Origin of the sequence: Demequina oxidasica (assembly GCF_000975115.1) — a bacterium.
Classification (GTDB): Bacteria; Actinomycetota; Actinomycetes; order Actinomycetales; family Demequinaceae; genus Demequina; species Demequina oxidasica.
This window is the reverse complement of record NZ_BBRE01000001.1, coordinates 1,363,180-1,388,965: the sequence shown is the minus strand read 5'-3', so window position 1 is coordinate 1,388,965 and position 25,786 is coordinate 1,363,180. Positions and strand designations below refer to the sequence as shown.

Below are 25,786 nucleotides of genomic sequence, written 5' to 3'. Positions count from 1 at the left end.
CACTTGCCTCGCATCGCCACCCCAGCGTTACCACCCCAGCGTTACCACCCCAGCGTTACCACCCCAGCGTTCAGGAAATGGTTGAGAATCGGGGCTTCACGCACCTCACGTTCACTTAGTGGTTGATTATTTAGGTAAGGATGTAGGCATGACTTGGATGGTGACCGGCGGGGCCGGCTATATCGGATCACACGTCGTCAGGGCGCTCACGGGCGCCGGCATGAGTGCAGTGGCACTCGACGACCTCTCCACCGGCTTCGAGGACTTTGTCGAGGACGGCGTGCCCCTGGTGCGTGCCAGCATCTTGGATGGCGACGCGGTGACCGCCGCGATGCGTGAGCACGGCGTCACGGGAGTCATCCACTGCGCCGGCTACAAGTACGCGGGCGAGTCCGTCAAGCGCCCGGTCCACACCTACCGTCAGAACGTCGAGGGCTTGGGCGTGCTGCTGGACTCGATGGCCGCCGCAGGTGCCGGACGCCTGGTGTTCTCCTCCTCCGCGGGCGTCTACGGCACCCCGTCGGTGGATCTCGTCACCGAGGACACCCCCACCACGCCGGAGTCGCCCTACGGCGAATCCAAGCTCATTGGCGAGTGGCTGATCCGCGACCAGGTGCGCGCTCTCGCGGGCTCCGAGACACCGCTCACCGCCACCAGCCTGCGCTACTTCAACGTGGTGGGCTCCGGCTTTGAGGACATCTACGACGCCTCGCCCTACAACCTCTTCCCACTAGTCTTCGCGAAACTCACGGCGGGCGACACCCCCGCGATCTTTGGAGACGACTACGGAACCGACGACGGCACCTGCGTGCGCGACTACGTGCACGTCAGCGATCTCGCTCACTCTCACGTGGCCGCAGCCCGCATGATGGAGGCCGGCCGCGAACTCGCCCCGGTCTACAACCTGGGCTCGGGCGCAGGCACCTCGGTACGCGAGATCATGGACGCCGTCCGTGAGGTCACGGAGATCGATTTCCACCCTCGCATTGAACCCCGCCGTGCGGGTGACCCCGCACGCATCGTCGCCACCGGAGAGTTGGCCGGGGACGACATCGAGTGGAAGAACAGCCACAACGTGCACGAGATGGTAGCGACCGCCTGGGCTTCGCACCCTAAGGGCTAATCCCGCCGGCACCCCGCCTTAGCGTCTGCTCATTCTCCAGCGTTCACCTAGTGGTTGAAATTCCACGACTCAGCATCTCTGCGTTCACGCAGTGGTTGGTTTGCCCTCGTCAACAACGGCGTCGACCTGAATCTCCACCCTGTAGCGCGCGTCGGCGAACGCACTCACCTCGACGATGGTCGCAGCAGGCAGTACCTCGCCGAACAACTCACGGTGCGCGCGGGCTACTAGCGCCATGTCCGCGATGTCGGTCACGTACGTGACAGTCCGCACCACGTCCGCAAGCGACGCCCCGGCTTCGGCGAGCGAACCCGCGATGACTCTCAGCGCGTCCGCCGCTTGCTCGTAGGCGTCACCATCGACGGCGTCGCCACGGGCACACGAGCCGGACACCCAGACCTGATCGCCGACGCGCACCGCGCGGGAGTAGCCGTACTCGGCCTCGAAGGGGCCGCCCGAACTGAAGTTCTCTCTCATGCGGACATCGTAGGGCGCGAGGCGCCTAGTCGGTCTGCATGCGGTGCAGCGTGGCGTAGCGGCCCTCAGCGGCCAGCAGCTCATCATGCGAGCCCACCTCGACGATGCGGCCCTTCTCCATCACCACGATGCGGTCCGCTGCGCGGATGGTCGACAGCCGGTGTGCGACCACCAGCGTGGTGCGGTCGGCGACGAGGTTAGCGAGCGCGCCCTGGATTTTCTGTTCGGACTCGGTGTCCAGCGCACTAGTGGCCTCGTCGAGCAGCAGGATGCGCGGGTCACGGATGAGCGCCCGAGCGATCGACAGTCGCTGACGCTGGCCGCCGGACATCCGGGCCCCTCGGTCGCCCACCATGGTGTGGATGCCCTCGGGCAGGTCCTCCACAAAGTCACGGGCGTTGGCACTGGACAGCGCGTCCCACACCACCGACTCCGGGACGTTCCCCAGTCCGTAGGTGACGTTGTCCAGAATCGACCCCTCAAACATGACTGACTCCTGGGGGACCACGGACAGGAAGCGCCTCGCGGTGCGCAGATCCATCGTCTCCATGTCTACGCCGTCGAGCAGCATGCGGCCGTCCGTGGGACGTAAGAAGCCCAGCACCAGGTTCAGTAGCGTTGACTTGCCGGAGCCAGACGACCCCACGAGCGCCACCGTCTCGCCCGTCTTAATGTGGAGATCCAGACCGTGGATAGCCGGCTCGCTGGCGCCCGGGTACTGATAGGTGACGTTCTCCACATTGAGGTCGCCATCCACCGAGTCCACCCGGTCCTTGCCCTCGTTAAACTCGAGGTCAGGCTCCTGTAGCACTCCAGCAATCGACTTGAGTGACTCCCCGCCCTTAGCGGAGATCGGAACAAGGGAAAGCAACGACGTGACGGCGCCCGTGAGCAGCGAGAAGTAGGTGGACAGCAGGACCACTTGGCCGGCGGAGATGTCGATCATCCCTGAAATAGATGCGGCGGCCGCGCCAATCAAGCAGAACACCGTGAGCATCTGCAGCGACACCCAGCTGAGGGCGCCAAATCGCCCGTTGAGAATGTCGAGACGCAGGCCCGCAGAACGGACGTTCTCCGCGCCGTGAGCGACGCGCTCGGCGGCGACGTGCTCGAGGCCGTGTGCGCGCGTGATCGGCAAGAGGGTAGCCATCTCCCCCACCCGGGAGGAGAACATCTCTACCTCGCGGCGGAACTCCTCGTTCCGGCGCGCACTTGAACGGCGCACCATCCACCATAGGCCGGCGCCAAACGGGACCGCCAGCGCGTACACAGGAAGAAACTGCGGCACCTGAATGGCGGTGATGACTACGGCGCCTGCGAACACCGTCGTCGCGCTCAGAGCGGGCGCTCCGACCTGCAAGAAGGCGAGCTCCACGTTCTCCACGTCGCGCACCAGCTTGGTCTGCACCACAGCGGCCGATGCGCGGGAATGGAAGCCGATAGACAACACTTGCAGGCGGTTGATCAGGGCATTGCGCAGGTCTGCTCCGATCTGCCTGCTCGCGCCCATAAAAAGGCGGATAAAGAGCATGTGAAACGGATAGTTCTGGCCCAGCAGGATGGCGGCGGCCATCGCGAGGAAGCCCAGCTTGCGCATCGGCCCCCCGTCCACCACCGTGTCTACGACGGCTGCAGTGACGACGGGCAGGAGCCACAGCGGGCTGTCCTTTAGGACAAAGACCCCCGCCGCGAGGGCAAAGTTCTTGCGGTGCGGGCGCATGAGCGAACGCGCGCTGCGAACCGGGTGCGCCGCGTCGAGCTGAATCTCGGGGTGCTTGGGGTGGTGCACGGCAACTCCTCCTAATGGGTCCACTCGGGGCGACAAACCTGGCAAGTCTATTGCCGCACCCTCACGGACCGGATCCTGGGCTCCAGCCGGAACCTGCGCCTCGGCTCGACGGTTACGCTCGAAACATGACTGACCCCATTCTGATCACTGGTTGCTCCTCCGGCATGGGCCGCGAGGCTGCCCGCGCCCTCCTGGAGCGCGGCCACACCGTTTACGCCACCGCACGCCGTCCGGAGACCCTCGCGGAACTCAAGGCCAAGGGCGCGCACGTGCTCGCGCTGGACGTCACCGACATCGAGTCGATGCGCGCCGCCGTGGCCGCCGTGGAGGCCGAACACGGCGCCGTGGGTACGCTCATCAACAACGCTGGATACTCGCAGCCCGGGCCCATCGAGACGGTGCCAGTCGCCAAGGCGCGCGCGCAATACGAGACCAATGTCTTTGGACTGACCCAGATGTGTCAACTGGTGCTGCCTGCCATGCGGGCCAAGGGTTCGGGGCGCATCATCAATGTCGGCTCCATGGGCGGGCGCATGACGCTGCCGGTGAACGGCTGGTATCACTCCACCAAGTACGCGATCGAGTCGCTCTCCGATGCGCTTCGCATGGAGGTGCGGCCGTTCGGCATTGACGTGGTGATCATCGAGCCCGGTGCCATCAAGACGGAGTTCGACACCACGGCCGGCATGGGCGTCGGCATCGACATGGACTCGCCGTACGCCGAGCTTGAGGTCACGAACGGGCAGGTCTTCTCCGGGGCCTACGGCAAGGCAGCCGCGAGCGCCGAATACGGCGCCAAGACATACGTGAAGGCCGTGGAGGCCCGCCACCCTCGCCACCGCTACCTCAACACCGCCTCAGGGCGCGTGGTGGTCTATGCACGCCACTTCCTGGGCTCGCAGTTCTGGGACGCGGCGGTGGGCCGGGCGTACCGCTGGCGCTAGCCTGGAGCCATGGAACCGTTCAGCATGACCAAGGGCACCGAGGTGAAGGTGTTCAGCCTCGAGAACAACGACGCCACACTCGTCGTCGCCACCTCCGACACCGCCCGTCCCGACGTGCCCGCGCGCATGCAGTACGAGGAGTGCGAGAACGACGCGGAATCGACGGCAGTCGTCCAGAAGTTCGTGTTCGACCTGCAGCGCCAGGGTTGGACCCTGGAAGACGAGCCCGAGGACTAATACCCAGCGAGCAGCCGCCACCCGGCCGATGCGCCGGTGGCCTTGGGTTTTCATGCCAGCCCCAGCATCGGCCGGCGAGAAGTTTTCTAGCCCCAGCCCAGCTCGTGCAGGCGCGCGTCGTCAATTCCGAAGTGGTGCGCGATTTCGTGCACCACGGTGACGGTGACTTCCTCGCGCACATGGTCCGCGTCGTCGCAGAAGCGCAGCGTGGGATTCATGTAGATGAAAATGCGGTCAGGAAGCTCGCCCATGCCCCAGTCGGAGCCGCGCTCGGTGAGTGCCACGCCGTCGTAGAGGCCTAGCAGGTCGGGCTCGCCGGCCGGGGCGTCGTCCTCGATCAGGATCACCACGTTGTCGACCAACGCGATCAAATCCTCGGGGATCCCGTCGAGCGCGTCGTCTACCGCGGACTCGAAGTCCTCACGGGACATCTCGACTGTCACTGAATCAGTAACCCAATTCGCGCAACCGCGCGTCGTTGATTCCAAAGTGGTGGCCCACCTCGTGCACGACGGTCTTGGCGACCCGCTTGCGGACCTCCTCGACGGTGCGCGAAAGGCGCTGGATGGAGCTGCGGTAGATGATGATGCGGTCCGGCACCTGACCCACGCCCCAGTCGTTTCCACGGCGCGTGCGAGCGACACCCGTGTAAAGACCGAGCAGGTTGGGGCGGCCAGGCGGTGTCTGATCCTCGACCAGGATCACTACGTCATCGATAAGTGCCGTGAGGTCATCCGGAATCAGATCCAGCCCGTCGCGCACTGCGTCCTCGAACTCTTCGCGTGACATCTCGACCATGCCTCCATTGTGACGCACCCACGCTCACGTGGAAGCACGTGCGGCCCGAGTTGGATATTGGGCTCGCCAACCCGTATCATTTGGAGGTCCACGGTGACCTCACAAGGGGAATCGCGAACGGGCCCCCATCGTCTAGCGGCCTAGGACGCCGCCCTTTCACGGCGGTAGCACGGGTTCGAATCCCGTTGGGGGTACAAGTGGAGGCCAGATATGGTCTAAACTTCATACGGTTCACTTGGTAACAAGGGAATGCAAGGCCCTGTAGCGCAGTTGGTTAGCGCGCCGCCCTGTCACGGCGGAGGTCGCGGGTTCAAGTCCCGTCAGGGTCGCGGGTTGAATGCCCCTTCTTAGGAAGGGGCATTCGTCTCAGTGGGGTACGGCTTCTCGCCGACGCCGTATCTCACGCCTGGCTCTGTAGCTCAGTTGGTAGAGCGCACGACTGAAAATCGTGAGGTCACGGGATCGACGCCCGTCGGAGCCACCAGCAAGACACTGATCATTGAAGTGGACTTACCACTTTCGGATTTTAGATCGGATCTCCTTAGCGTAGACACGACCATGATTGCCGCAGTTCGGTGAAGATCCGCGGCATATGACGTCGAGTACGTGCCCTCACCAACAAGTCATACCTAGTCGACCATGGTCGTACTGATGTGCGGATACGTCCGCGTTGAGCCTCGTTGACCTTTGGCGTCGATTGCCTAGCCAGGAACGGGTCCGATAGACCGTGTAATAGGGGTCATGGTTCATGAGTATCTGGCGATCTTCATGAACTCGGCAACAAACTACGCGAGGATTCGGCTGCGGAAGTCGGCTCCGCGAGTAAACAAGTCAACCATCCTGCAAGCTTGCTCGAGGAAAAACTTGCCGCGCTTGCAATTCTCGGGATTCCCCGCGCGGACCTCCGTGGCGTGGTTCGAGTCAGCGCTTGTGCTCCCACCGCAGCGGACAAACACCTGTACCGATAGATTCTTCAACGCGCCACATGCGCGGGCACTCTTCTGAAACATGAGCCACCCACACGTACAGCCGTGGCGGAAAGTACTACGAAAACCAAAGAACGTTCCGGGGAACCTGTCCATGGCGGGTGCTTCGTAAGCAATGATTGCCGCATCCACGCCATCTATTGACACTTCTCGATATCAGTAGCAGGATGCTTGTTACCGGTAACAAACTGCCGGCAACTTTCAACCAGCATAGGGATCTCTGTCCAAATTGCCACGCAACGGTTGCTGACGCGAGTACTCGCAATTGCAACCCGAGCGACTTCAGTGTGATTCGGCAAACGTCCTTCGGCTGGACCAGCTGCGATCGTCGGGATTGCGGTGTTATCGAGCAAAGGGGCTCACGAATGAAATTCCACGCCAAAACGACACAACGGCACCGCCGCACCATCTCGGGACTGGGGGTGATGGTGCTCGGCCTAAGTTTGACGGTCGCTTCAGGATCGGCGGCCCCGGCCGCATCGCAAACAGTCGCACTTCGATCAGATCTCCCCGTAGTGAGACCGGCTGGCTGTTCACAGACTTTTTATGTCAAGCCCACTGGAAACGATAGTTCGACAGGAACAACTGTCGCGAAGGCGTGGAAGACCATCGCGAAAGTAAACCAGGTTCAGCTCACACCGGGCACGTGCGTCTTATTCGCAGGCGGCCACACCTACTCCGGTTCATTGCAAATCTTCGACAACGGGGAGGGGGGCGGTGACGCCAACTCTGAGACCACTCGGGTAGTCATCGGCTCGTACGGCAGCCATAAAGCCACCATTTCTTCGGGCGTAGACGACGGCATCATCGTGAGCAATGTTGGTGGAGTCACAATCCAGGACCTCTACGTCATCGGCAACTTCAGTTCCGGGCCGGGGCATGGCATCAATCTGCACAACGGGCTCGGCGGCAATGACCGTCGCCCAGGTATCACGATCGATCGAGTCAACATTCAAGGTTACGGCGGAAGCGGAATCATTCTTGGCGGTGGTGACCTCGTCGCGAACAACAAGAGTGGGTTTTCCAACGTGCTCATAAGCAATACAGACGTTCACAACAACGCTGACGCAGGCATCCAGTCATACGGAAATTTGTGTGCTGTGCCAAACACTACGTATTCGAGTGCGAACGTGACGATTGACAACGTCGCGGCTTTTGACAACAAGGGGATCCCCTCAAAGATGGTGAGCAACTGCTCGGGGGCCACAGAGCAAACCAACTCGGGGAGTGGAATCGTTCTCGGCGACGTTGACGGCGCCACTGTGCAATCCAGTTACGCATTCCGCAACGGCGCCCTAAATAACTTTAGCGGAGGAGGCCCAATCGGAATCTGGGCCTACAACGCCAATGCAGTAGTCATACAGTTTTGCACATCGTTCTCGAATCGCAGCCAAACCAAGGACGGCGGTGGATTCGACCTCGACGGTGGAGTGACAAACTCCGTGATGCAGTACAACTACAGTTACGACAACCAAGGTGCGGGCTACCTGATCTACCAGTACCAAGGTGCCCGACCACTTGACAACAATGTCGTTCGCTACAACATCTCGCGCAACGATTCACGGGGAATTTCGTCAGACAGTAACTACGGTGGCATTGTGATCGGATCCAACGACACAGTTAACGGCGCTACGAACACGTACGTCTATGGCAACACGATCTACACCAAGCCAAGCGTTGCGGGTACGGCGGCCGGAATCAGAGTGTGGGAGCGCTCGCACGATGCATTCTTTTACAACAATGCCGTCCACACGAGCGGAGGGGTTCCGTTGGTCAGCGTCGAGGTCAATACGACCGCAACTTTCAAGGGCAACAATTACTTTGCTGATGGCGCGTTCTCGATTCGCACCGGTGGAAGCAACTACTCAGATGATTCCTCGGTCAACCGCACCTCGTTGACGGCGTGGCAAGCTGCCTTCCCGTTGGTCGAGAAAATTGGATCGACCAACGTTGGCAAGACCGCGGTCCCTGGCTACTATTTGCCGGCCGTTACTGGAACTTCAACATGGATTGACCCGGTGAATTTTGGTCTCACATCTACGTCCCTACTCAGGGGCAAAGGTATCGATCCAGCACAGTTCGGGCTGTCGGCCGGCCCGAGGGACTACTTCGGAGTCATTGTTCCCCCGACTAATCTGAAGTACTCGATCGGCGCCTCTCAGGGCAACTAGCTCATCACGGCTGGCTCCGTTTCACGTCAGAAACGGAGCCAGCACTCTTCTGTGACGCCGCGGTGTCAAATAATGTAGACACAATCACCGACATCGCTACGGATGCCTGCACCGAGTCAATAGTCATCATCGCCACGTCGCCAACGGAACCATGGCAGCAACGGGCGAAACCGTCGTCGGAGATAAACAGTTCGTTGGCGGGGTCGGACAACGATCAGGCCCTTGCGGGTGACCCGACCATCTGATCCGACCCATAGTTGCGAAAAAACGTGCAAACTAACGTCGCTGGCACTTGAGCGTTTGCTATTGGGTGCCGATGACCTGTGTACTAGAGGCACGCCATCAAGGAGGAACCATGTCCGACAACAACATCGGTAAAGCGTTTGTGAACTCGGTCGTGTCCGCGTTCTTCGGAAACTGGATCTCCACGATTAAGACCGAGTTCGAGATCGCCAAGATCGAACTGAAGTACAAGGCGGCCGAGCTCGGCAAGGGCATCGGCATGCTCGTTGGCGCCGCTGTCTTCGGATTCTTCCTGGTACTCCTCCTACTGACGGCCGCTGTTGCTGGCCTGTCCACCGCGCTGCCCGTGTGGGCATCGGCGCTCGTCGTGGCCGGCCTGATCCTGGTGATCGTGCTGATCCTCGGCATCTGGGGCGCCTACAAGGTCAAGAAGAACAAGGACATCAAGCCCGAGCGCGCCATCAACAACATCAAGAACTCGATGCCGTTCTAGCTTTGAGCTAGACCTCGCGGGTACTTTCCGCCACGCGAGCATCCTCTGACGTTTCTTCCCCGAGTTCTGGCAATTCCTCGATCTGAGATGCGCCGGCAATTGCTGGCTGCGCCGCCAGGCCCTCCTCAGCGACCATTACGGGCCTCTTCTTGCGTCCGGCGAGGGCTACCCCCACAAAGACGATGCCGGCGCCTGCTAGCTCGTACCAGGGCAGGTGGTCGCCAAGGACCACCACTCCCAAGAACGTCGCGACGACTGGCACCACATAGGTGACCGATGCAGCCGTGGTCGCCCCGGCCACTTTCACCACGCGCCAGAACAGTACGTAGGCAAAGGACGTGCCCAACACGCCCAACGCGATAAGGGCCCACATGGCACCCGAACTCAGTTCAAAGGCCGTAGGAGCCGGTGTAGGGCTCATCAGCACGAACGGGGCCAGCATGAGCGCGGACAGCCCGATTTGTGTCGCCGCGAGCGTCACGTTGGATTCCTGGACACGGTTCAGGAGCACACGCGAAAGGGTTCCGCCGATGCCGTAGCAGGCCGTCGCCCCCAGCATCAGTCCGGCGCCCAGCAGGGGGAACGAGTGGACATTCCACGCGCCTAGCAGGACGGCGATCCCTAGGGCGCCAATCACCAGGCCCGTCAGCTGCAGACGATTGACCTTCTCCGCCGGGATCAGCAGCGCGACAAACAGCGCGGTCCACAGCGGGGTGCTTGCGTTCAGCAGACTTGCGAGGGTGGAGGTGATCTGCTGCTCGGCCATGGGGATCAACACCAGCGGGATGCCGGACATGAACACCGCGACGATGGCAATCGCGCCCACGTTCTTCCAGGACAGGTGGGGCCAGTTCTTGGTCCACGCCACCATCCCCAGCAGCACCACAGCCCCGATGGCCACGCGCCCAAAACCCACCTGCACAGGCGTGAACTCGCGCAGCGCAATGGCGATAAACAGGAACGAGGAACCCCACGCAAGAGAAACCACGAGGAACGCGGGTAGCCAGGCACGTAGTGGCGCGTCACCTACACCCGTCATACGGAAGCCTCCGCCGCAGAGCGACGCAAGGCGGCATCGTCCGCTTGGGCAGCGCCCTTGTGCTCGAGGGCGATCATGCCGGCCTTCATCTCCACCCCACCAAAACCGTAGTTACCCAGAGCCCCGCCCGACTTGATGACGCGGTGGCACGGGATGAACAGGGCGATGTTGTTGCGCGCGCACGCGGTGCCGGCGGCTCGCATGGCACGGGGACGACCGGCGGCCTCTGCGAGATCCCGATAGGAGATGGTCTCGCCATTGGGGACGTCGCGCATCGTCTCCCAGACCTCCTGAAAGAACGGGCCGCCCTCTTGCTGGACGTCTATGTCTCGCAGCAGAGAACCATCGCCGGACAGCCATGCCGCGACGGCCGCGTCAATGTGAGGCAGGTCCCCGGGCTCCCAGCCGCGGCCCCGCTGACTCGGAGCAACCCGTAGCGCCATGTCCGCGGCCGCATGAAATCCCGCAGACCTCACCGTGCCGTCCTCCGGAGAGACCAGCACCGCGAGGTCACCGAAGGGCGTGTCGTACTCGGCGGCGACGAGCGGGAGTGGCATTCCGCAAGCGTACGCCCGAGTGCAGAGGCGTGAGGGTGAGCGTCGGCGGCCAGGGGCCTCCAACTGGCACCTGAATGCTGAGACCGCCGCATCATCGTCCCGTTGAACCCACCGCCACGCAAAGCGGCCCCCGTCCAACGTTGGACGGGGGCCGCGACTAATGGTCGTGCGTAGTCAAAACTTAAGCCAGGTGGCGCTGCTCCTGTGCATCAGCAAGCAACTGCTGTACCTCGGCCTCACGGAAACGGCGGTGACCGCCTAGCGTGCGAATCGAGGAGAGCTTGCCGACCTTAGCCCAGCGCGTCACGGTCTTCGGATCAACGCGGAAGATCGCGGCAACCTCGCTCGGCGTCAGGAGCTTTTCCGGCTCCTGGATCGTTTCTGCCATCATTTTGTCCCTCTATCCGTCCGTGCCCTTGATGGGCTTCACACGTATTGAGACGGGCCAGGTGCCGGGCTATGACGCGGTTTCGGCAAGATTTCCCAAATAGTCGAATTGCCGGGAGTCGCATTGGGGGCCGTGGGCGTTGTAAAGTACGGGTTTAGGACTCAACCGTAGGGCGAGCGCGCACAGCGCAGTCCGCGAAGGTGGAAGGGACGGCGACATGGGACGCGGTCGTCAGAAGGCCAAAGACGCAAAGATTGCACGCGAGCTGAAGTACACGCCGCATGGTGCTGACTTGCGCGACCTCGAACGCGAGTTGATTCACAGCGATGCTGTGCGTCCCGCAAAGGTCGAGGTTGCCGTCGAGGAAGATAACGATCCCTACGCCCGCTGGGCCAACGACGAGGACTGAGTTCCTATCCGGGGCTGGCCGCTCCGACGTTGACTACTCCAGTTGAGTGCGAGCTGACAGGAATTCCAGCGTCGACTGGAGTGCAGTCTGCGCGTCCGGATAGTCGAGGTGGAACTGGTACTCGTGTGGCAGTTCCGGCGTGTGGTCTGCCGCGTAGAACACCTCGGTGACCGGCACCCCAAGGAATGTCAGCTTCTCCGCTAGCGGCTTTGACTGCGTATCCGTGAGCGGGTCTCCGTTGCCGCCGGAGATCCAGGTAGCGGGGAAATCTGCCGTCACGTGGGCGACGCTGGACATCTGCGACGCCCCAGTGGTGTGCGACCAGTCTCTGTCGCCTAGGTACGACCACAAGGCGAGCCCGAGGCCCCACGCGCCGATGCCAGGAGCGTCGGCGACCCCGCTGACGTCGTAGATTCCACAGTTCAGAATTACCCCCACCAGTTGGCTTTGATCAATTTGCGGGGCGATCCCCATCTCTGTAGCGAACTCCGGGTTGGTCGCCAGGTTCGCGAGCTGGCTCGTGAGTTGTGCCCCTGCCGAGTCCCCGGCAATCACAATGCGATTCGGGTCGATGTTGAGCTCATCGGCGTTGTCTACGAGGTAGCCGAGCGCAGAGTTGAGTTGCTCCAGCGCTACGGGATACACCGCCTCAGGTGACACTGTGTAGTTCACCGTCACGGCCGTATAGCCTTCCGCGGCGATCATCTGGGCATACGGATTCACGCTTGTCTTATCCCCAGAGATCCAGGCGCCGCCGTGGATCCAGATCACCGTGGCCTGCGGCGAAGTGGTCCCGTCCGGATAGAACACGTCGAGGGTGGTGTCCGCGCCCTGAGTTGCGTACTCCACGTCAGGTTGCGAGGCGACGCCATCAGGAACGTAAGGGTCCATCTCCGCCACCGTGTCCGCCGCGCCCTTGTCGAACATCCCACGGATCAGCAGGCTGGTGGGCCACGGGCTGACCACACTCACGGCCACCACGGCCAAACCGGCGGCTAGAAAGGCCGTCGGGATGACGATGCGCTTGCGGCGGTACCAGGACTTTTGAGATGCAGACATGCATCAACGGTACTGGGGTTCGGAGCGGGTGCTTTTAGCCGGGCGTTCCCTGTGGCTAGGCCCGGTAAGAACCGCTCAGGTAGACCGCGCCACCGTCGACACCCTTGGCGCCCTGAATAACGTCGGGGCCGCCAACGCGCCCGTCCTCTGGGAGGACCTCTCCGAGTACCCAAGCGGGAACACCGGCAGCTGCGGACTGCGCGATGAGAGCGTCCGCGTCCTCGGGGGCCACGATTGCCACCATGCCCACTCCCATGTTCAGCGTCGACTCCAGGTCATTCCACGGCACCTTGCCAGCGGACTGCACCAGCGCGAAGATGGCGGGCAGGTCCCACGCGTCGCGGGACACCGTCGCGGCGAGGCCCTGCGGGATGATGCGCGCCACGTTGGCGGCCAGTCCCCCTCCGGTGACATGGCTGAAGGCGTGAAGGCCCGCGTGTGCGGCCGCCATGTCCACGCACAGTTGAGCGTAGATGCGGGTGGGCTCGAGGAGCTCCTCCCCTAACCGTCGTCCCAACTCGGGGATGTCCTGGTCGAGCGTCCAGCCGGCGTGCTTCACTACCGAACGCACCAGCGAGTAACCATTCGAGTGCAGGCCAGAGGCCGCCATCGCCACCACGACGTCGCCCGCGGCCACCTTGTCCGGGCCCAGCAGAGCGTCGGCCTCGACCACGCCAATGGCCGCACCGGCCACGTCATACTCGTCCACGCCCATCACTCCGGGGTGCTCCGCGGTTTCGCCCCCTACCAGCGCGGTGCCGGCCATCTGGCAGCCCTCCGCGATGCCGCGCACGATGTCGGCGATGCGCTCCGGCACCACCTTGCCGCACGCGATGTAGTCGGTCATCACCAGCGGCTTGGCACCGCACACCACGATGTCGTCGACGACCATGGCGACCAGGTCCTGGCCGATGGTGTCGTGCGTGTCCATGGCCTGCGCGATCACGATCTTGGTGCCCACACCGTCCGTGGACGAGGCCAACAACGGGCGCTTGTAGGACTTGAGCGCAGAAGCATCGAACAGGCCAGCGAATGCACCTACGCCGCCCAGAACTTCCGGGCCGTGAGTCTTCGCCACGGCGCCCTTCATGAGCTCTACGGCGCGGTCGCCCGCGTGAGTGTCGACACCGGCATCGGCGTACGTCATTCCGTCGGCGGTCATCGAGCTACCTCTTCCCTCTGGATCATGAGTAGGTGGCGGGCATCCACGGGCGGGTCGATGCTGTAGTCGCCGGTGAAGCACGCGGTACAGAGCCGGTCCTCGGCCTGCTGGGTCGCGGCAACCATGCCGTCCAGGGAGATGTGCCCCAACGAGTCGGCGCCAATCTGCACTCGCAACTCTTCGATGCTGTGCTCGACCGCAGCGAGTTCGCCGCGCGTGGGGAAGTCAATGCCAAAGAAGCACGGCCACTGGACCGGCGGCGCGGAGATTCGCACGTGGACCTCGGCGGCTCCAGACTCGCGAAGCATGGCGATGATGGCGCGCTGGGTATTGCCGCGCACAATCGTGTCGTCGACCACGATCAGGCGCTTGCCCTCGATGACCTCGCGCAGCGGGTTGAGCTTGAGGCGAATTCCTAACTGGCGCAGCGTCTGCGACGGCTGAATGAACGTCCGGCCCACATAGGCGTTCTTCATGAGGCCTTGCGCGAAGGGGATGCCCGACTCCTGGGCGTAGCCCACGGCGGCGGGGGTTCCGGACTCGGGCACCGGAATGACCAAGTCCGCCTCGACGGGGTGCTCGCGGGCCAGCGTGCGGCCCATCTCGAGCCGTGCCGCGTTGATAGAGCGCCCGTTGATGGTGGTGTCCGGGCGGGCAAGGTAGACGTACTCGAACACGCAACCACGCGGCGTCGCCTCCGCGAATCGGAAGGACTGGACGCCATCCGCGTTGATCACGAGGAACTCGCCGGGCTCCACCTCGCGCTCGAACACCGCACCCACAATGTCTAGCGCGGGCGTCTCAGATGCCACCACCCAACCACCGGAAGGCAACTTGCCGAGCTGAAGGGGGCGCACACCGTGGCGGTCACGGGCGGCGTAAAGCGTGTCCTCATCCATAAAAGCGAAGCAGAATGCGCCCTCAATCTGAGGCAGGAGCTCGAGCGCAGTCTGCGCGAGCGTGCCCTGATTCTTGTCGCCCAACAGCGCAGTGACGACCGCCGTGTCGGTGGCCTTGCCGCCGCTCAGTTTGTTGCGGGCCGCGTCACCCTGGCGCTCGCCCAGCAGTTCGAGCAGTTCTGCGGTGTTGGTCAAGTTGCCGTTGTGACCGAGCGCGACGGTGCCGTGCGCCGTAGGACCGAGCGTGGGCTGGGCGTTCGCCCACGTCGAAGCCCCGGTGGTGGAATAGCGCGCGTGGCCGATGGCGATGTGGCCGGTGAGAGCCTCGAGCGCACCTTCGTCGAACACCTGCGAGACCAGACCCATGTCCTTGAAGACCAGGATCTTGTCGCCGTCGGACGTCGCGATTCCTGCCGACTCCTGGCCGCGGTGCTGCAGGGCGTAGAGACCAAAGTACGTGAGTTTCGACACCTCTTCGCCGGGTCCGTAGACGCCAAAGACGCCGCACGCGTCCTGCGGGCCCTTCTCGCCGGGCAGTAGGTCGTGGTTCAGGCGTCCGTCACCGCGAGGCATCAGGTGGGATCTCCGTTCGGGCGTTCTATTGGTGGTTGCTCGGGCACTGAAGGGGTGGCGTCCGTGGCCGTAGCATCGCGCGTGGCCACCTTCTCCGTGACGATGGCATCCTGCGGGAACAGCGGGCCGTCGGCCTGGTTCTTGAGGGGCTTGTCGAGGCGCGTCGCGATGACGCCGGCGAAGAGTCCGCCGAGGACCGCGAAGCCCAGGCTCAACAGCACCATGACGATGCCACGGCCCGCTCCCGTCGAGTTTGGTAGCACGGCACCGAGCACAATTCCGAGCGCGATTCCGATGCCGACACCGGTGCCGATCATGCGACCCACTCGGGGTGCATGGCGGATCGCCGCAGGTACTGCGGTGCGTCGCAATTCCTCGTTTGAGGGGACTGCCTCGGCGTGGTCGGGGGTGGGTGCGTCACTCACGGAGTCAAGTCTAGGCGGTGTGCCTCAAAGCAACGAACCGGGCGGCACCACAGCGAATGACACCAGTGCCTTCCGAGTGGTGACTCCGCCCTCACCCCTTACTCGAACCCGCCAGAAGGCCCCTGACGAAGTACCGCTGCAGGCTGAAGAACACAATCAACGGGATGATCATCGAGATGAACGCTGCCGGCGGAACCAGGTACGCATACTGACCGTAGTCACCGGCCAGGTTGGAAATCGGGTACGTCAGCGGATACGTATCTGCGGATCCAAAGACTGCTGAGACGAGCAAGTCATTCCACACCCACAGGAACTGGAAGATCGCGAGCGAGGCGATCGCCGGAAGCGAGAGCGGAATGATGATCTTGAAGAAGATCTGTGTGTGGCTCGCGCCGTCGACTCGGGCAGCCTCAAGCACCTCTCGTGGAATATGCGACACAAAGTTGTGAAGGAGGAACACCGCGAGCGGAAGCGCGAAGATTGTATGGGCGATCCACACACCGGAGAACTCACCCGCTAGGCCCAGGTTCTCCGGGCCAAGCAACTTCAGCAACGGGATCAGTGCCAATTGCAGGGGGACCACTTGCAACGCGAAGATCAGGACGAACAGGAAGGACGACCCGCGGAATGGAATCCACGCGAACGCGTAGGCCGCCATCATGCCTAGCACTAGGGGGAACACCACTGCTGGGACGGTGACAACAATCGAGTTGAAGACGTATTCGAGAAGCGGCGGGGCCGTCGAGTTGTCTCCGAAGGAGTCGAACAGCACCTGGTTGAAGTTGCCGAACGTCAGGTCACCGTCGGCCATCACCGTCCACCACGCATCGGTGCGGTAGCGGCTGCCAGGAACGAGTGACGTCATGAACAACGCCACCGTGGGGATGGTCCACAGCATGGCAATGATCATGGCCGCGGCGGTGGCCCATGGCGAGGTGAGGCGGTCCTTTGCCTTCTTAGCTGCGCCGCTACCGCGGGAGACTCGCGTTCCGCCCTTTTTGGGGTTGTCGTCCTCGACCGGTCGTTGGGGAGGCATCGTGACGCTCATCAGTGATTCTCCTTCACCTTATTGAGGGATCGCACGTTGTAGATCACGATCGGAATGACAAACACGAAGAGGATCACTGCAAGCGCGGCACCCAGTGGTTCGCGCCCTTCAACAAAGCTCAGCACGTACATGCGGTTGGCGACCACGTCGGTTCCGTCGCGTCCCTGGGTCACTGTGCGCACAATGTCGTAGACCTTCAGGGCCATGATCGTGATTGTTGTCAGCACCACCACTATGGTGCTGCGAATCGAGGGAATGGTGATCGACCAGAATCGCTGCCAGGCATTGGCGCCATCCAGCGAGGCGGCCTCATTCATCTCGACTGGTACGCCCTTGATCGCCGCGGAAAGAATCACCATGGCAAACCCTGTCTGAATCCAGACCAAGATGATGATCAGCCAGAACGTATTCCAAGGATTGTCTGTCAAGAAGTTGTACGGCTCGAGACCCACCAGACTGCGTAGCGCGTTGAGCATTCCCGTTTGCTCGCCCACCTGGTTGTAGTCGTACATGATGTTGCCCCAGATAACCGAGGCTCCCACCAGAGAGATTGCCATCGGCATGAATACGAGGGACTTCAGCACCTTCTCGCCCTTGGCCCTGTCGATAAAGACTGCGTAGGCAAGCCCAAATCCGGTAGAGAGCAACGGCACCAGAACCATCCATACGAACGTGTTGATGACGGTACGGAGAGTTGACGGATCGGTGAAGGCGAATCGGTAGTTGTCGAGGCCGACGAACTGCATGACGGTCGTGTAGATACCGGTGTCTGGGTCGGCCTCGTTGGAGACGTCGTTGAACGACAACCACGTGGTACTCAGGGCTGGATAGACCAGCCCGATCCCGAGGAGCAACAGCACCGGTGCAATCAGGACAATCAACGTGATTTTGTCGCGCCCGCGGCCCCTAATCAGGTCCGCGCCGTACATGATCAGCAACACGATCACGATAAATACCACGATCGCGATGCCCGCCATCAGCAGGTTCTGGCCTTGGGTAGCCCAAAAGTCCGCTCCCAGACCGGAGGTCGGCAACACTCTCGATGCGGCGATCTGCATCTCCATCGGCACCATTGCCGACTCCTTTCGTCACGTCATGCAAGGCTGTCTGTGCCCCGCACTCAGTGCGGGGCACAGACAGCTACTTACCGGGGATGGATCAGGGCCAGGAGTTTTCGATGTCCGTGAGGACCGTGTTCAGCGGCGTACCGCTGACATAGTCATTCATCCCGGTCCAGAAGGACGACGCTCCCACCACTGCGGGCATCAGGTCCGATGCATCAAAGCGGAAGGTCGTGTCTTCTCCTTGGAGAATCTCGATTGACGCCTGTCCAATGGGGCTGGACGCGTTGGCCGGGTCAAGACCCTTGTTGGCCGAGATGACTCCACCGATGGAGACCCGCTCGTTAGCCCACGTGTCCGAGGACAGGTAGGTCTGCAGAGCCACGGTCTCGGGCTTGTCGTTGAACGCTGCGACGAATTCGCCACCACCGGTGACAGCAGCGGGGTCATCGGCGTTCACGTTGGGCGTGAGGAAGGCCCAGATGTCGCCATCTTCCGCAACGGTGGTGCCCTCCGGCCACTGAGCCTCGTAGAACGAAGCCTGGTGGTGAAGCGAGCAGGACCCGTTAAGGATCTCGAGTCCCGCCTCCTGGAAGGCGGTGTCCACGATCGACGCCGAGTCTCCCAGGCCACCGTTGACGTAGTCAGCGTTCAGGGCAATATCGCCAAAGCTCTCGAAGGCCTTGGTGATCTCTGGTGACGTGAAGTCGAGGTCTCCCGCGACCCATGCGTCGTACGCGTCCGGTCCGGCCTGGCGAAGGACGAGGTCCTCAATCCAGTCCGTGCCCGACCAGCCAGTGGCGGTTCCGGATTCGAAGCCGATGCACCACGGCTTGTAGTTGGGGCCCGGGCCACCATTGTCAGCCATCGTCGCCGTCAGATCCATGAGCTCATCCCATGTCGTGGGAACCTCGTATCCGTTCTCCGCGAACTCCGTAGGCGAGTACCAGACCCAACCCTTAACCGAGGCCATCAGCGGCGAAGCGTAGAACGTTGTGCCTACCGTGCCGTAGTTCTTCCAGTCGGGTGACCAGAACTCGTCGACATTCGCGGATACGGCATCCGGGGCGGGAACGACCGCGCCGGTGCCGACCACACGCTGCAGCAACCCTGGCTGAGGGATGATCGCCAGGTCGGGGGCATTTCCGCCCTCGACGCGAATATTGATCTCCGTCTCAAACTCATCTGAGCCGTTATATGTGACGACTACGCCGGTGCATTCTTCGAAAGGCACGAGCGACTCCGTGAGTTGCTCCGCCTCGACACCCGAGATGGTGCCGTACAGTTCGACCGCCGCACTGTCGAACGTGCCGTAGTCACCGTAATCTTCGCAACCCGCGGCCATCGTGGCACCGCCGCCATCACTGGTCGCGGTACCTTCCGCGCTCGTACTTGCTTCAGGGTCGTCACTTGACGAACAACCCGCGATAAACAGCCCCGACGCCGCCGCGACGGCGACCAGACTTAATGAACGTCTCTTCATGAGCAACATGCCTCCTCTTCGGTGAGTAGGACCTCTCCAGTCCCGGCAAGGATCGGCGAGGCAGTGCCTGAATCGAGGAAGCTTAGAAGCCGTCCTCGGTGCAAGCGGTTGCTTTCCACCGTAGGGACTTACTGCGCTGGTGGCAACACAAAAGTGCCGAATTCAGGAAACGTTACCTAAACAGGACAAACCTCACAGCGCCGCACGCGTAGACCGGACGGTCACGTCGATCTCCGGGCGCGTGAAATCTACTGAGCGTTGCGAACCAGCTCGAGTGCGATCTCTTCCCACCATGCTCCGGCCGCGGGTCCGCCGTTGCAGGTGCCGTCGGATTCGCCCGGAACCTTGGTCCAGACCGTCGCGATCATGTGGTCGCCACCTAACACTTCGGGCGCGTCGCCAATGGCCCGGCCGCGCGGGTTGCACCACTCGCCGTTGGACCCGTTGCCGTTGCGCGACGTGTCAACGACGAACGGGAGCCCAACGCGGTGACCCACCTGATCCGCCCATTCGCTTTCGTCGGCAGTCGCGTTGTAGTTAGACGTATTGGTCGCGAAGCCCGTGAGGTGCTCCGTACCTACCTTGCCAATGCGATCTGCCGCCTCGGACACGCTCAGCCACGTGGAGTGGCCCACGTCCAAGAACACCTTGGCCCCGGCATTGTCTAGTGCCTTGGCCGCGCCTGCAAGAAGGGCGACTCGGTCGCCCTGCCCGTCGCAATCGCCCAACTGTGGCAGCGCATCAGGCTCAAGGATTACCCAGGCGTCGCTGCCCTCAATTGCCTCGCCGATGCTCGTGGCGAAGTCCAGGTACTGCTCCTCCGGCAGGCCGCCGGCACTGTAGAGACCGCAGTCGCGGCCCGGGATCGCATAGAGCACAAAGAGGGGAATTTGTCCCGCCGCTTTGGCGGCGTCTGCGACCTCGGCGGCCTCATTCAGTGCCTGGCCGTTGTCCCCCAGCCAGGTGGCCGTGGGCTGGTCCACGAGTCGCTTGAGAAGCGCGGCGTCGTCGTCGCGACCCTCTTCTAGTGCTCGCTGATACTCGGCGTCTGCCTTCTTTGGCGCGTTATAGAAGGTCGCCGATGCTTGCGCGTCATTGGGCATGCTGGTCTCCGTGGGTTTGGGGGTAGGTGAAATGCTGAGAGGCGGCACCGCTGAGGTGGTGGCCGCCGGAGCGGCATTGGCCGTAGCGGGAGTCTCCGGCGCGGTGGGGTTGATCGCCGTCGGCTCGCTCGTGCACCCCGTGAGCGCGAGCGTTAACCCGGCTATCAGGGCCACCGCTACGAGGCCTGCCCGCTTCGTAACATTCATGGTCGCTCCTCGGTCAGGGGAAGCAAGTCGGATAGGTTTGCGCGCTCACCCGAGGCACTGACGTCGCCCGATGCGAGGGCCTCGCCCCATTCCCGGCTCCCGGTTGCGACTTCTAGCCAGGTCTGCGGTGACATCTCCACGACGCCCGGCGGTGTGCCCCTGGTGTGACGTGGGCCCTTGATGCACTGAGTCGCGCCGAACGGCGGGACGCGCACCTCAAGGGCCTGGCCGGGTGCTCGGGCGGTGAGCTCCTCGAGCGTGTAGCGGACCGCGGTGGCCATCACGGCTCGATCGACGGCGGGCAACGACCCGGGCTCGGCTTGCTCCTCAGAGACATCAGGGTCGAAGGCGCGCAACGTGCAGTCGCGTTGGGCGTTGAACCACTCAGCGACGGCGGCGCGCCCCTCGAGGAGCGGAATTCTGCGACGGGTGGGCATTCGCCTAGCCTGCCACACCCGTCGTTGTACACCGGCGGACCGCCAGAAAAAACCGTCTGCAGAATTCGTACGCTGAGGGACCGCTACGAGGATGACTCGGGCGGGCGAAGACAGCCGGATTAACCGAAGTGGTGCAGGAGCGGGCCCTCCCAGGCGATGTTCAGTTCGGCTAGGGGCAACACGAACTGGTCTTGGACGTCCAGCACCGCACCGCCGCCATCGGAGTCGTTGCCGTGGGGCGCCTCCTCGGTCACGCCCAGGCGGATCGCAGGCACGCCGCGCGCCTCGAGCATCGCCACGAAGCGCGCCTCCTCGTTGCGGGGAAGCGCGACCAGCACGCGGCCCTGCGACTCGGACAGCAACGCCTGCGCGGGAGTGACCCCGTCACGCTCCACAATCTCGTCAAGCACCACGCGGGCACCCACGCCATAGCGCAGCGCGCCGTAGCTGAGTGCGGCGGCAAGGCCACCTTCGGAGACGTCGCGGGCCGCGTCGATCAGGCCGTCGCGCGAGGCGGACACCATGACCTCCGCGAGCACGCGCTCCTTCTCCAGGTCCACGACGGGCGGCATTCCGCCCAGGTGGCCGCTCAGCGAGGCGAACTGCGAGCCGTTCAGCTCCGCGCGGGTCTCGCCCAGCAGGTACAGCAGCTGTCCGCCCTCGCGCCAGCCGGAGGGCGTCACGCGCTCGACGGTGTCGAGCACGCCGAGGATGCCCACGATCGCGGTGGGGTTGATCGACGAGTCGATCTTGCCCGGCTCGCCGGTGCCGTTGTACAGCGACACGTTGCCGCCGGTGACGGGCACGCCGAGCGTCTGGCACGCGTCCGCGAGGCCACGGATGGCCTCCACGAACTGCCACATCGCGTCGGGGTCCTCGGGTGAGCCAAAGTTCAGCCCGTCGGTCACTGCGAGCGGCACGGCGCCGGCGATGGCCACCGCGCGGTACGCCGCGGCGATGGACTGCTGAGCACCCGCGTACGGGTCGAGCTTGGTGTAACGGTCGTTGGAGCGGGTCGCGATGGCCACGCCGCGCCCGGTCTCCTCGTCCACACGCACCACACCAACCGTGTCGGGGCGGGCCTGCGCGGTGTTGCCCTGCACGTAGCGGTCGTACTGGCCGTAAATCCACTCACGCGACGACATGTTGACGCTGCCGATCAGCTCAAGAACCGTGGCGCGCAACTCGTCGCCGGTGGCCGGAAGCTGAAGCGAGGCAGCATCGTCCGCCTGCAGGCCGTCCATCCACGCGGGTCGCGCGAAGGGACGGTCGTAGACGGGGCCGTCGTGGGCGACGGTGCGGGGGTCGACGTCGACGATCCGCTCGCCGTGGTGATCGATGGTCAGGCGCCCGGAGTCGTTGACCTCGCCCACCACGGAGGACTCGATGTCCCACTTGGCTGCGATCGCCATGAACGCGTCGAGCTTGTCGGGCGTGACGACCGCCATCATGCGCTCCTGCGACTCGGACATGAGAATCTCGCCGGCGTTGAGCGAGGGGTCGCGCAGCAGGACGTCGTCGAGCCACACGTGCATGCCACCCGAACCGTTGGAGGCTAGCTCCGAGGTCGCGCAGGAGATGCCCGCGGCGCCCAGGTCCTGGATGCCCTGCACCACGTCGGCTGCGAAGAGCTCGAGGCAGCACTCGATGAGCACCTTCTCCATGAAGGGGTCGCCCACCTGGACGGACGGGCGCTTGGTCGGCACCCCGTCCTCGAAGGTCTCCGAGGCCAGGATCGATGCCCCGCCGATGCCGTCGCCGCCGGTACGCGCGCCGAATAGTACGACCTTGTTGCCCACGCCCTCGGCGGAGGCGAGGTGAATGTCCTCGTGCTTCATGACGCCGACGCAGAGCGCGTTGACCAGGGGGTTGCCCTGGTAGCAGGAGTCGAAGATCGCGCCGCCGCCGATGTTGGGCAGGCCCAGCGAGTTGCCGTAGCCACCCACGCCGCTGACCACGCCATGGACCACTCGGGGAGTGTCGGGGTGATCGATCTTTCCAAAGCGCAGCTCGTCCATGATGGCCACGGGGCGCGCGCCCATCGCGAGGATGTCGCGGACGATGCCGCCCACGCCGGTCGCGGCGCCCTGGTGGGGCTCGACGTAGCTGGGGTGGTTATGGCTCTCGACCTTGAAAGTCACCGCCCAGTTGTCACCGATGTCGACCACGCCGGCGTTCTCGCCGATGCCGACCATGAGGGACTTCTTCATCTCCTCGGTGGTCTTCTCGCCGAACTGACGGAGGTGATTCTTGGAGGACTTGTAGGAGCAGTGCTCCGACCACATCACGGAGTACATGGCGAGCTCGGCGGCCGTGGGACGGCGACCCAGCAGTTCCACGATCGACGCGTACTCGTCGGGCTTGAGTCCCAAGGCCGCGAACGGCATCTCCTGGTCGGGGTTCGCGGCGGCGTTGTCCACCGTGTCCAGGTGGGCGTTGGGCGATGCGGGCGCTTCGGAGCTCATGGGTTCCCTCGTGGGTGCGGGCGAGAAGGGGTCTGGGTCAAGACTACCGGGCGCGAGCGCGAGCGAACGCTTGCCTAAGAGGCAAGAATCTGGTCGACGGCGGCGCGCGCACCGTCAAGCAGGTCACCGTGGCGCGAACCGGCCGCGCGCAGGTGCATGAGGTCGAGGCCGTCCCACTCGTAGGCACTCACTCCGGGCAGTCGTCCGATCGCGTCGGATAGCTTGTCGAGTCCGTGCGAGCCCAGGATGGACTCGGCGCTCGGCGACACCCACAGTACGTGCGAGTAGCCGGATCGGCGCGACGTGCCGCAGTCGATGACGACAGTGGCGGCAGTGCTGGACTGCGCCGACTTGCTAGCAAGGTTCTCGCCGGGTTGACGGTCGGGAAGCCCCGTGCGTCCAATAGCACTTTCTCGGCGATCGGGCGTGAACTCGCGAGCGTGCTCGCCGAGGCTATGGACCAGGTCCTCGAGTGCGCCAGCGCGCTGCTCGTCTGCTTGCCGTGCCATGCTCACTCCCGCCGTGTAGGTCTCGTGTTTACTTTCACTACAGTTTCACCTTAATTACACTCTCGGCAGATTGATACCCGAGTATGAGTTTTTGAACATGTGACGCCATTACTCTGCGCGCTATGAGCCCGCGGCAGCGCGCCCAGCCCTACAGTGACCACATGGAGTTGCTGGCGTGGGTGATTGCGGGGGCTGCGGCGATGACGGCCGCGCTCCTGGCGTGGCGCCTGCGCACGGCGTTATGGCGCGTCGAGGACCTGGAGCGTCAATTGGACCTCGACAAGGCGGCCGACCGCGCGCTGGCGGCCGCCGAGGAACGCGCCCGCATCGCCCGCGAGATGCACGATGTCGTGGCCCACACCCTGTCCGTGGTGGTCGCCCAGGCCGACGGCGGACGCTTTGCCGGAGCGAATAGTCCCACCGAGGCGACGCGCGCGCTCGAGACAATCGCCGAGGTGAGTCGCTCCGCGCTAGCCGAGATGCGCTCGCTGCTGGGGGTCCTGCGCGAGTCCAACTCTGACACCGCGATGGGTCCACAGCCCAACCTCTCCGACGTCCCCACGCTGGTAGCCGCCATGAGGGGCGGCGGCCTCGCGGTCTCGTACATCACTACCGGCACCCCGCGCACACTGCCCATCGGCGAGGGTCTGGCGGTCTACCGCATTGTCCAGGAGGCGCTCACCAACGTGCTGAAGCACGCGGGACCCGCGGTGACCGCGTTCGTTCAACTCCAATGGGAAGCGGATTCCGTGACAGTCACCGTCAGCGACGACGGCCGTGGCGCCGCGGCGCGCAGCGACGGACAAGGCACCGGGCTTGAAGGAATGCGCGAGCGCGTCACCGTTTTCAGCGGAACACTCGATGCGGGACCCAAGGCCGGCGGCGGATACCTGGTGCGCGCACGTCTACCGCTCGGTACTAGCATCGGCCCCGGGCACGAGCCCGCGCCCCGCTTCACCGAAACCGAGGGAACTCCATGACCATCCGCGTCGCGATCGTCGATGATCAGCAACTCATCCGTGCCGGCTTCCGGATGGTGGTGGACAGCCAGGAGGACATGCAGGTCGTCACTGAGGCAGGGGACGGCGCCGATGCCGTGGTGGCGTTGGCGATTGAGCCCGCCGACGTGGTGCTCATGGACGTGCGCATGCCGGGTCAGGACGGCATCGCGACGTGCGCCCAGGTCACCTCCGCGTCCGACGCGCGGGTCATCATCCTGACCACCTTCGACCTGGACGAGTACGTGATAGCGGCCATCAAGGCCGGCGCTAGCGGCTTCCTGCTCAAGGACACACCGCCAGAGGAACTTCTGGCTGCGATTCGCACCGTGCACGCGGGAGACGCAGTGATCGCACCGTCGTCCACCCGTCGTTTGCTCACGCGCCTGGCCGGGTCACTGCCCGATCCGACAGATGGCCAGGGACTCGAGGACCTCACGGACCGCGAGCGCGAGGTGCTGCTGCTCATGGCGCGCGGACTGTCTAATCAGGAGATCTGCAAGGAGTTGTTCCTCGCGGAACCTACCGTGAAGTCGCACGTGGGCAAGGTGTTGGCCAAGCTGGGCGCGCGCGACCGCGTGCAGGCAGTTGTCATCGCCTACGAGACCGGCCTGGTCAGGCCGCAGGGCTAGTCCGGTGGCTTGCGCTATACCGCGGTATGACGCCAGATCAACACCACAGGCCGATGCCCTAGCGGGCTTCC

The 25,786-nt window shown here is 63.5% G+C and carries 26 protein-coding genes and 3 tRNA genes; 11 read left to right on the top strand and 18 right to left on the bottom strand.

Annotated elements, in window-relative coordinates; all coding sequences use genetic code 11:
* The first annotated feature begins 148 nt into the window (after window positions 1-148).
* Complete coding sequence (galE, locus tag AOP77_RS06410; protein WP_062210838.1) at window positions 149-1,123, top strand: UDP-glucose 4-epimerase GalE; 975 nt, start codon at window positions 149-151, stop codon at window positions 1,121-1,123.
* An 84-nt stretch (window positions 1,124-1,207) separates the two neighbouring features.
* Here galE and AOP77_RS06405 read toward each other — a convergent pair whose 3' ends face one another.
* The gene (locus tag AOP77_RS06405) at window positions 1,208-1,600 is read right to left on the bottom strand and encodes a Rid family hydrolase (protein WP_062210835.1); all 393 of its coding nucleotides are present in this window, start codon (window positions 1,598-1,600) and stop codon (window positions 1,208-1,210) included.
* A gap of 25 nt (window positions 1,601-1,625) precedes the next feature.
* The gene (locus AOP77_RS06400; protein WP_062210832.1) at window positions 1,626-3,389 is read right to left on the bottom strand and encodes an ABC transporter ATP-binding protein; all 1,764 of its coding nucleotides are present in this window, start codon (window positions 3,387-3,389) and stop codon (window positions 1,626-1,628) included.
* Between the two features lie 125 nt (window positions 3,390-3,514).
* Between AOP77_RS06400 and AOP77_RS06395 the strand changes: the two genes are divergently transcribed.
* Together AOP77_RS06395 and AOP77_RS06390 are read left to right on the top strand one after the other, a co-directional pair.
* Complete coding sequence (locus AOP77_RS06395) at window positions 3,515-4,333, top strand: SDR family NAD(P)-dependent oxidoreductase (protein ID WP_062210829.1); 819 nt, start codon at window positions 3,515-3,517, stop codon at window positions 4,331-4,333.
* 9 nt (window positions 4,334-4,342) lie between these two features.
* Entirely contained in the window at window positions 4,343-4,570 is a 228-nt protein-coding gene (locus AOP77_RS06390) for a hypothetical protein (RefSeq protein WP_062210826.1), read from the top strand.
* Between the two features lie 86 nt (window positions 4,571-4,656).
* Here AOP77_RS06390 and AOP77_RS06385 read toward each other — a convergent pair whose 3' ends face one another.
* Window positions 4,657-5,001 (bottom strand): metallopeptidase family protein, encoded by a 345-nt coding sequence (locus AOP77_RS06385; RefSeq protein ID WP_061964770.1) that lies wholly within the window; start codon window positions 4,999-5,001, stop codon window positions 4,657-4,659.
* Window positions 5,002-5,017: 16 nt separating this feature from the next.
* A complete protein-coding gene (locus AOP77_RS06380; RefSeq protein ID WP_062210823.1) occupies window positions 5,018-5,368 on the bottom strand; it encodes a metallopeptidase family protein in 351 nt (116 codons plus the stop codon).
* A gap of 121 nt (window positions 5,369-5,489) precedes the next feature.
* Between AOP77_RS06380 and AOP77_RS06375 the strand changes: the two genes are divergently transcribed.
* From AOP77_RS06375 to AOP77_RS06350, 5 genes are all read left to right on the top strand, one after another.
* Window positions 5,490-5,562 (top strand) — tRNA-Glu (locus tag AOP77_RS06375).
* Between the two features lie 61 nt (window positions 5,563-5,623).
* A tRNA-Asp gene (locus tag AOP77_RS06370) sits at window positions 5,624-5,697 on the top strand.
* A 79-nt stretch (window positions 5,698-5,776) separates the two neighbouring features.
* A tRNA-Phe gene (locus AOP77_RS06365) sits at window positions 5,777-5,852 on the top strand.
* Window positions 5,853-7,040: 1,188 nt separating this feature from the next.
* Entirely contained in the window at window positions 7,041-8,525 is a 1,485-nt protein-coding gene (locus tag AOP77_RS06355; protein ID WP_062210817.1) for a hypothetical protein, read from the top strand.
* A gap of 355 nt (window positions 8,526-8,880) precedes the next feature.
* Window positions 8,881-9,261 (top strand): phage holin family protein, encoded by a 381-nt coding sequence (locus AOP77_RS06350; protein WP_062210814.1) that lies wholly within the window; start codon window positions 8,881-8,883, stop codon window positions 9,259-9,261.
* A gap of 7 nt (window positions 9,262-9,268) precedes the next feature.
* On the opposite strand, the gene AOP77_RS06345 is transcribed toward AOP77_RS06350, so the two are convergent.
* From AOP77_RS06345 to AOP77_RS06335, 3 genes are all read right to left on the bottom strand, one after another.
* Window positions 9,269-10,300 carry a DMT family transporter gene (locus tag AOP77_RS06345; RefSeq protein ID WP_062210811.1) on the bottom strand — a complete coding sequence of 344 codons (1,032 nt, stop codon included), beginning with the start codon at window positions 10,298-10,300 and terminating at the stop codon, window positions 9,269-9,271.
* Window positions 10,297-10,857, bottom strand: coding sequence for a methylated-DNA--[protein]-cysteine S-methyltransferase (locus tag AOP77_RS06340; protein WP_062210808.1), 561 nt, complete (start codon window positions 10,855-10,857; stop codon window positions 10,297-10,299). The genes AOP77_RS06345 and AOP77_RS06340 overlap by 4 nt, the downstream gene beginning before the upstream one ends.
* Window positions 10,858-11,038: 181 nt before the next feature.
* Window positions 11,039-11,245 (bottom strand): BldC family transcriptional regulator, encoded by a 207-nt coding sequence (locus AOP77_RS06335; RefSeq protein WP_061964772.1) that lies wholly within the window; start codon window positions 11,243-11,245, stop codon window positions 11,039-11,041.
* Between the two features lie 217 nt (window positions 11,246-11,462).
* On the opposite strand from AOP77_RS06335, the gene AOP77_RS06330 reads away from it, so the two are divergent.
* Complete coding sequence (locus AOP77_RS06330) at window positions 11,463-11,654, top strand: DUF3073 family protein (protein WP_062210805.1); 192 nt, start codon at window positions 11,463-11,465, stop codon at window positions 11,652-11,654.
* A gap of 33 nt (window positions 11,655-11,687) precedes the next feature.
* On the opposite strand, the gene AOP77_RS06325 is transcribed toward AOP77_RS06330, so the two are convergent.
* The 11 genes from AOP77_RS06325 to AOP77_RS06275 all read right to left on the bottom strand — a co-directional run bounded on the left by AOP77_RS06325 (window position 11,688) and on the right by AOP77_RS06275 (window position 24,085).
* Window positions 11,688-12,713, bottom strand: a complete 1,026-nt coding sequence (locus AOP77_RS06325; protein ID WP_062210802.1) for an alpha/beta hydrolase — start codon at window positions 12,711-12,713, stop codon at window positions 11,688-11,690.
* Between the two features lie 55 nt (window positions 12,714-12,768).
* A complete protein-coding gene (gene purM / locus AOP77_RS06320; RefSeq protein WP_062210799.1) occupies window positions 12,769-13,875 on the bottom strand; it encodes a phosphoribosylformylglycinamidine cyclo-ligase in 1,107 nt (368 codons plus the stop codon).
* The gene (gene purF / locus AOP77_RS06315; RefSeq protein ID WP_062210796.1) at window positions 13,872-15,347 is read right to left on the bottom strand and encodes an amidophosphoribosyltransferase; all 1,476 of its coding nucleotides are present in this window, start codon (window positions 15,345-15,347) and stop codon (window positions 13,872-13,874) included. The genes purM and purF overlap by 4 nt, the downstream gene beginning before the upstream one ends.
* Complete coding sequence (locus tag AOP77_RS06310; protein WP_062210793.1) at window positions 15,347-15,772, bottom strand: hypothetical protein; 426 nt, start codon at window positions 15,770-15,772, stop codon at window positions 15,347-15,349. The genes purF and AOP77_RS06310 overlap by 1 nt, the downstream gene beginning before the upstream one ends.
* A 91-nt stretch (window positions 15,773-15,863) precedes the next feature.
* Window positions 15,864-16,820: a carbohydrate ABC transporter permease gene (locus tag AOP77_RS06305; RefSeq protein WP_062210791.1), complete on the bottom strand. Its 957-nt coding sequence runs from the start codon at window positions 16,818-16,820 to the stop codon at window positions 15,864-15,866.
* Window positions 16,820-17,893, bottom strand: coding sequence for a carbohydrate ABC transporter permease (locus tag AOP77_RS06300; RefSeq protein ID WP_369345399.1), 1,074 nt, complete (start codon window positions 17,891-17,893; stop codon window positions 16,820-16,822). The genes AOP77_RS06305 and AOP77_RS06300 overlap by 1 nt, the downstream gene beginning before the upstream one ends.
* A gap of 85 nt (window positions 17,894-17,978) precedes the next feature.
* The gene (locus AOP77_RS06295) at window positions 17,979-19,364 is read right to left on the bottom strand and encodes an ABC transporter substrate-binding protein (protein ID WP_369345398.1); all 1,386 of its coding nucleotides are present in this window, start codon (window positions 19,362-19,364) and stop codon (window positions 17,979-17,981) included.
* 248 nt (window positions 19,365-19,612) lie between these two features.
* Window positions 19,613-20,674, bottom strand: coding sequence for a glycoside hydrolase family 6 protein (locus tag AOP77_RS06290; RefSeq protein WP_062210785.1), 1,062 nt, complete (start codon window positions 20,672-20,674; stop codon window positions 19,613-19,615).
* Window positions 20,671-21,111, bottom strand: coding sequence for a sterol carrier family protein (locus AOP77_RS06285; protein ID WP_062210782.1), 441 nt, complete (start codon window positions 21,109-21,111; stop codon window positions 20,671-20,673). The genes AOP77_RS06290 and AOP77_RS06285 overlap by 4 nt, the downstream gene beginning before the upstream one ends.
* A 119-nt stretch (window positions 21,112-21,230) precedes the next feature.
* Window positions 21,231-23,576, bottom strand: coding sequence for a phosphoribosylformylglycinamidine synthase subunit PurL (gene purL, locus AOP77_RS06280; RefSeq protein WP_062210779.1), 2,346 nt, complete (start codon window positions 23,574-23,576; stop codon window positions 21,231-21,233).
* A 74-nt stretch (window positions 23,577-23,650) separates the two neighbouring features.
* A complete protein-coding gene (locus AOP77_RS06275; RefSeq protein WP_062210776.1) occupies window positions 23,651-24,085 on the bottom strand; it encodes a hypothetical protein in 435 nt (144 codons plus the stop codon).
* 122 nt (window positions 24,086-24,207) lie between these two features.
* Between AOP77_RS06275 and AOP77_RS06270 the strand changes: the two genes are divergently transcribed.
* A complete protein-coding gene (locus AOP77_RS06270; RefSeq protein ID WP_084622363.1) occupies window positions 24,208-25,065 on the top strand; it encodes a sensor histidine kinase in 858 nt (285 codons plus the stop codon).
* Window positions 25,062-25,715, top strand: coding sequence for a response regulator (locus tag AOP77_RS06265; protein ID WP_062210770.1), 654 nt, complete (start codon window positions 25,062-25,064; stop codon window positions 25,713-25,715). The genes AOP77_RS06270 and AOP77_RS06265 overlap by 4 nt, the downstream gene beginning before the upstream one ends.
* Window positions 25,716-25,786 lie beyond the last annotated feature (71 nt).

Coding starts and splice junctions, on each gene's coding strand:
- galE (WP_062210838.1), top strand. CDS start 149: ATGACTTGGATGGTGACCGGCGGGGCCGGCTATATCGGATCACACGTC.
- AOP77_RS06405 (WP_062210835.1), bottom strand. CDS start 1,600: ATGAGAGAGAACTTCAGTTCGGGCGGCCCCTTCGAGGCCGAGTACGGC.
- AOP77_RS06395 (WP_062210829.1), top strand. CDS start 3,515: ATGACTGACCCCATTCTGATCACTGGTTGCTCCTCCGGCATGGGCCGC.
- AOP77_RS06390 (WP_062210826.1), top strand. CDS start 4,343: ATGGAACCGTTCAGCATGACCAAGGGCACCGAGGTGAAGGTGTTCAGC.
- AOP77_RS06385 (WP_061964770.1), bottom strand. CDS start 5,001: ATGTCCCGTGAGGACTTCGAGTCCGCGGTAGACGACGCGCTCGACGGG.
- AOP77_RS06380 (WP_062210823.1), bottom strand. CDS start 5,368: ATGGTCGAGATGTCACGCGAAGAGTTCGAGGACGCAGTGCGCGACGGG.
- AOP77_RS06350 (WP_062210814.1), top strand. CDS start 8,881: ATGTCCGACAACAACATCGGTAAAGCGTTTGTGAACTCGGTCGTGTCC.
- AOP77_RS06345 (WP_062210811.1), bottom strand. CDS start 10,300: ATGACGGGTGTAGGTGACGCGCCACTACGTGCCTGGCTACCCGCGTTC.
- AOP77_RS06340 (WP_062210808.1), bottom strand. CDS start 10,857: ATGCCACTCCCGCTCGTCGCCGCCGAGTACGACACGCCCTTCGGTGAC.
- AOP77_RS06335 (WP_061964772.1), bottom strand. CDS start 11,245: ATGGCAGAAACGATCCAGGAGCCGGAAAAGCTCCTGACGCCGAGCGAG.
- AOP77_RS06330 (WP_062210805.1), top strand. CDS start 11,463: ATGGGACGCGGTCGTCAGAAGGCCAAAGACGCAAAGATTGCACGCGAG.
- AOP77_RS06325 (WP_062210802.1), bottom strand. CDS start 12,713: ATGTCTGCATCTCAAAAGTCCTGGTACCGCCGCAAGCGCATCGTCATC.
- purM (WP_062210799.1), bottom strand. CDS start 13,875: ATGACCGCCGACGGAATGACGTACGCCGATGCCGGTGTCGACACTCAC.
- purF (WP_062210796.1), bottom strand. CDS start 15,347: ATGCCTCGCGGTGACGGACGCCTGAACCACGACCTACTGCCCGGCGAG.
- AOP77_RS06305 (WP_062210791.1), bottom strand. CDS start 16,820: ATGAGCGTCACGATGCCTCCCCAACGACCGGTCGAGGACGACAACCCC.
- AOP77_RS06300 (WP_369345399.1), bottom strand. CDS start 17,893: ATGGTGCCGATGGAGATGCAGATCGCCGCATCGAGAGTGTTGCCGACC.
- AOP77_RS06295 (WP_369345398.1), bottom strand. CDS start 19,364: ATGAAGAGACGTTCATTAAGTCTGGTCGCCGTCGCGGCGGCGTCGGGG.
- AOP77_RS06290 (WP_062210785.1), bottom strand. CDS start 20,674: ATGAATGTTACGAAGCGGGCAGGCCTCGTAGCGGTGGCCCTGATAGCC.
- AOP77_RS06285 (WP_062210782.1), bottom strand. CDS start 21,111: ATGCCCACCCGTCGCAGAATTCCGCTCCTCGAGGGGCGCGCCGCCGTC.
- purL (WP_062210779.1), bottom strand. CDS start 23,576: ATGAGCTCCGAAGCGCCCGCATCGCCCAACGCCCACCTGGACACGGTG.
- AOP77_RS06275 (WP_062210776.1), bottom strand. CDS start 24,085: ATGGCACGGCAAGCAGACGAGCAGCGCGCTGGCGCACTCGAGGACCTG.
- AOP77_RS06270 (WP_084622363.1), top strand. CDS start 24,208: ATGAGCCCGCGGCAGCGCGCCCAGCCCTACAGTGACCACATGGAGTTG.
- AOP77_RS06265 (WP_062210770.1), top strand. CDS start 25,062: ATGACCATCCGCGTCGCGATCGTCGATGATCAGCAACTCATCCGTGCC.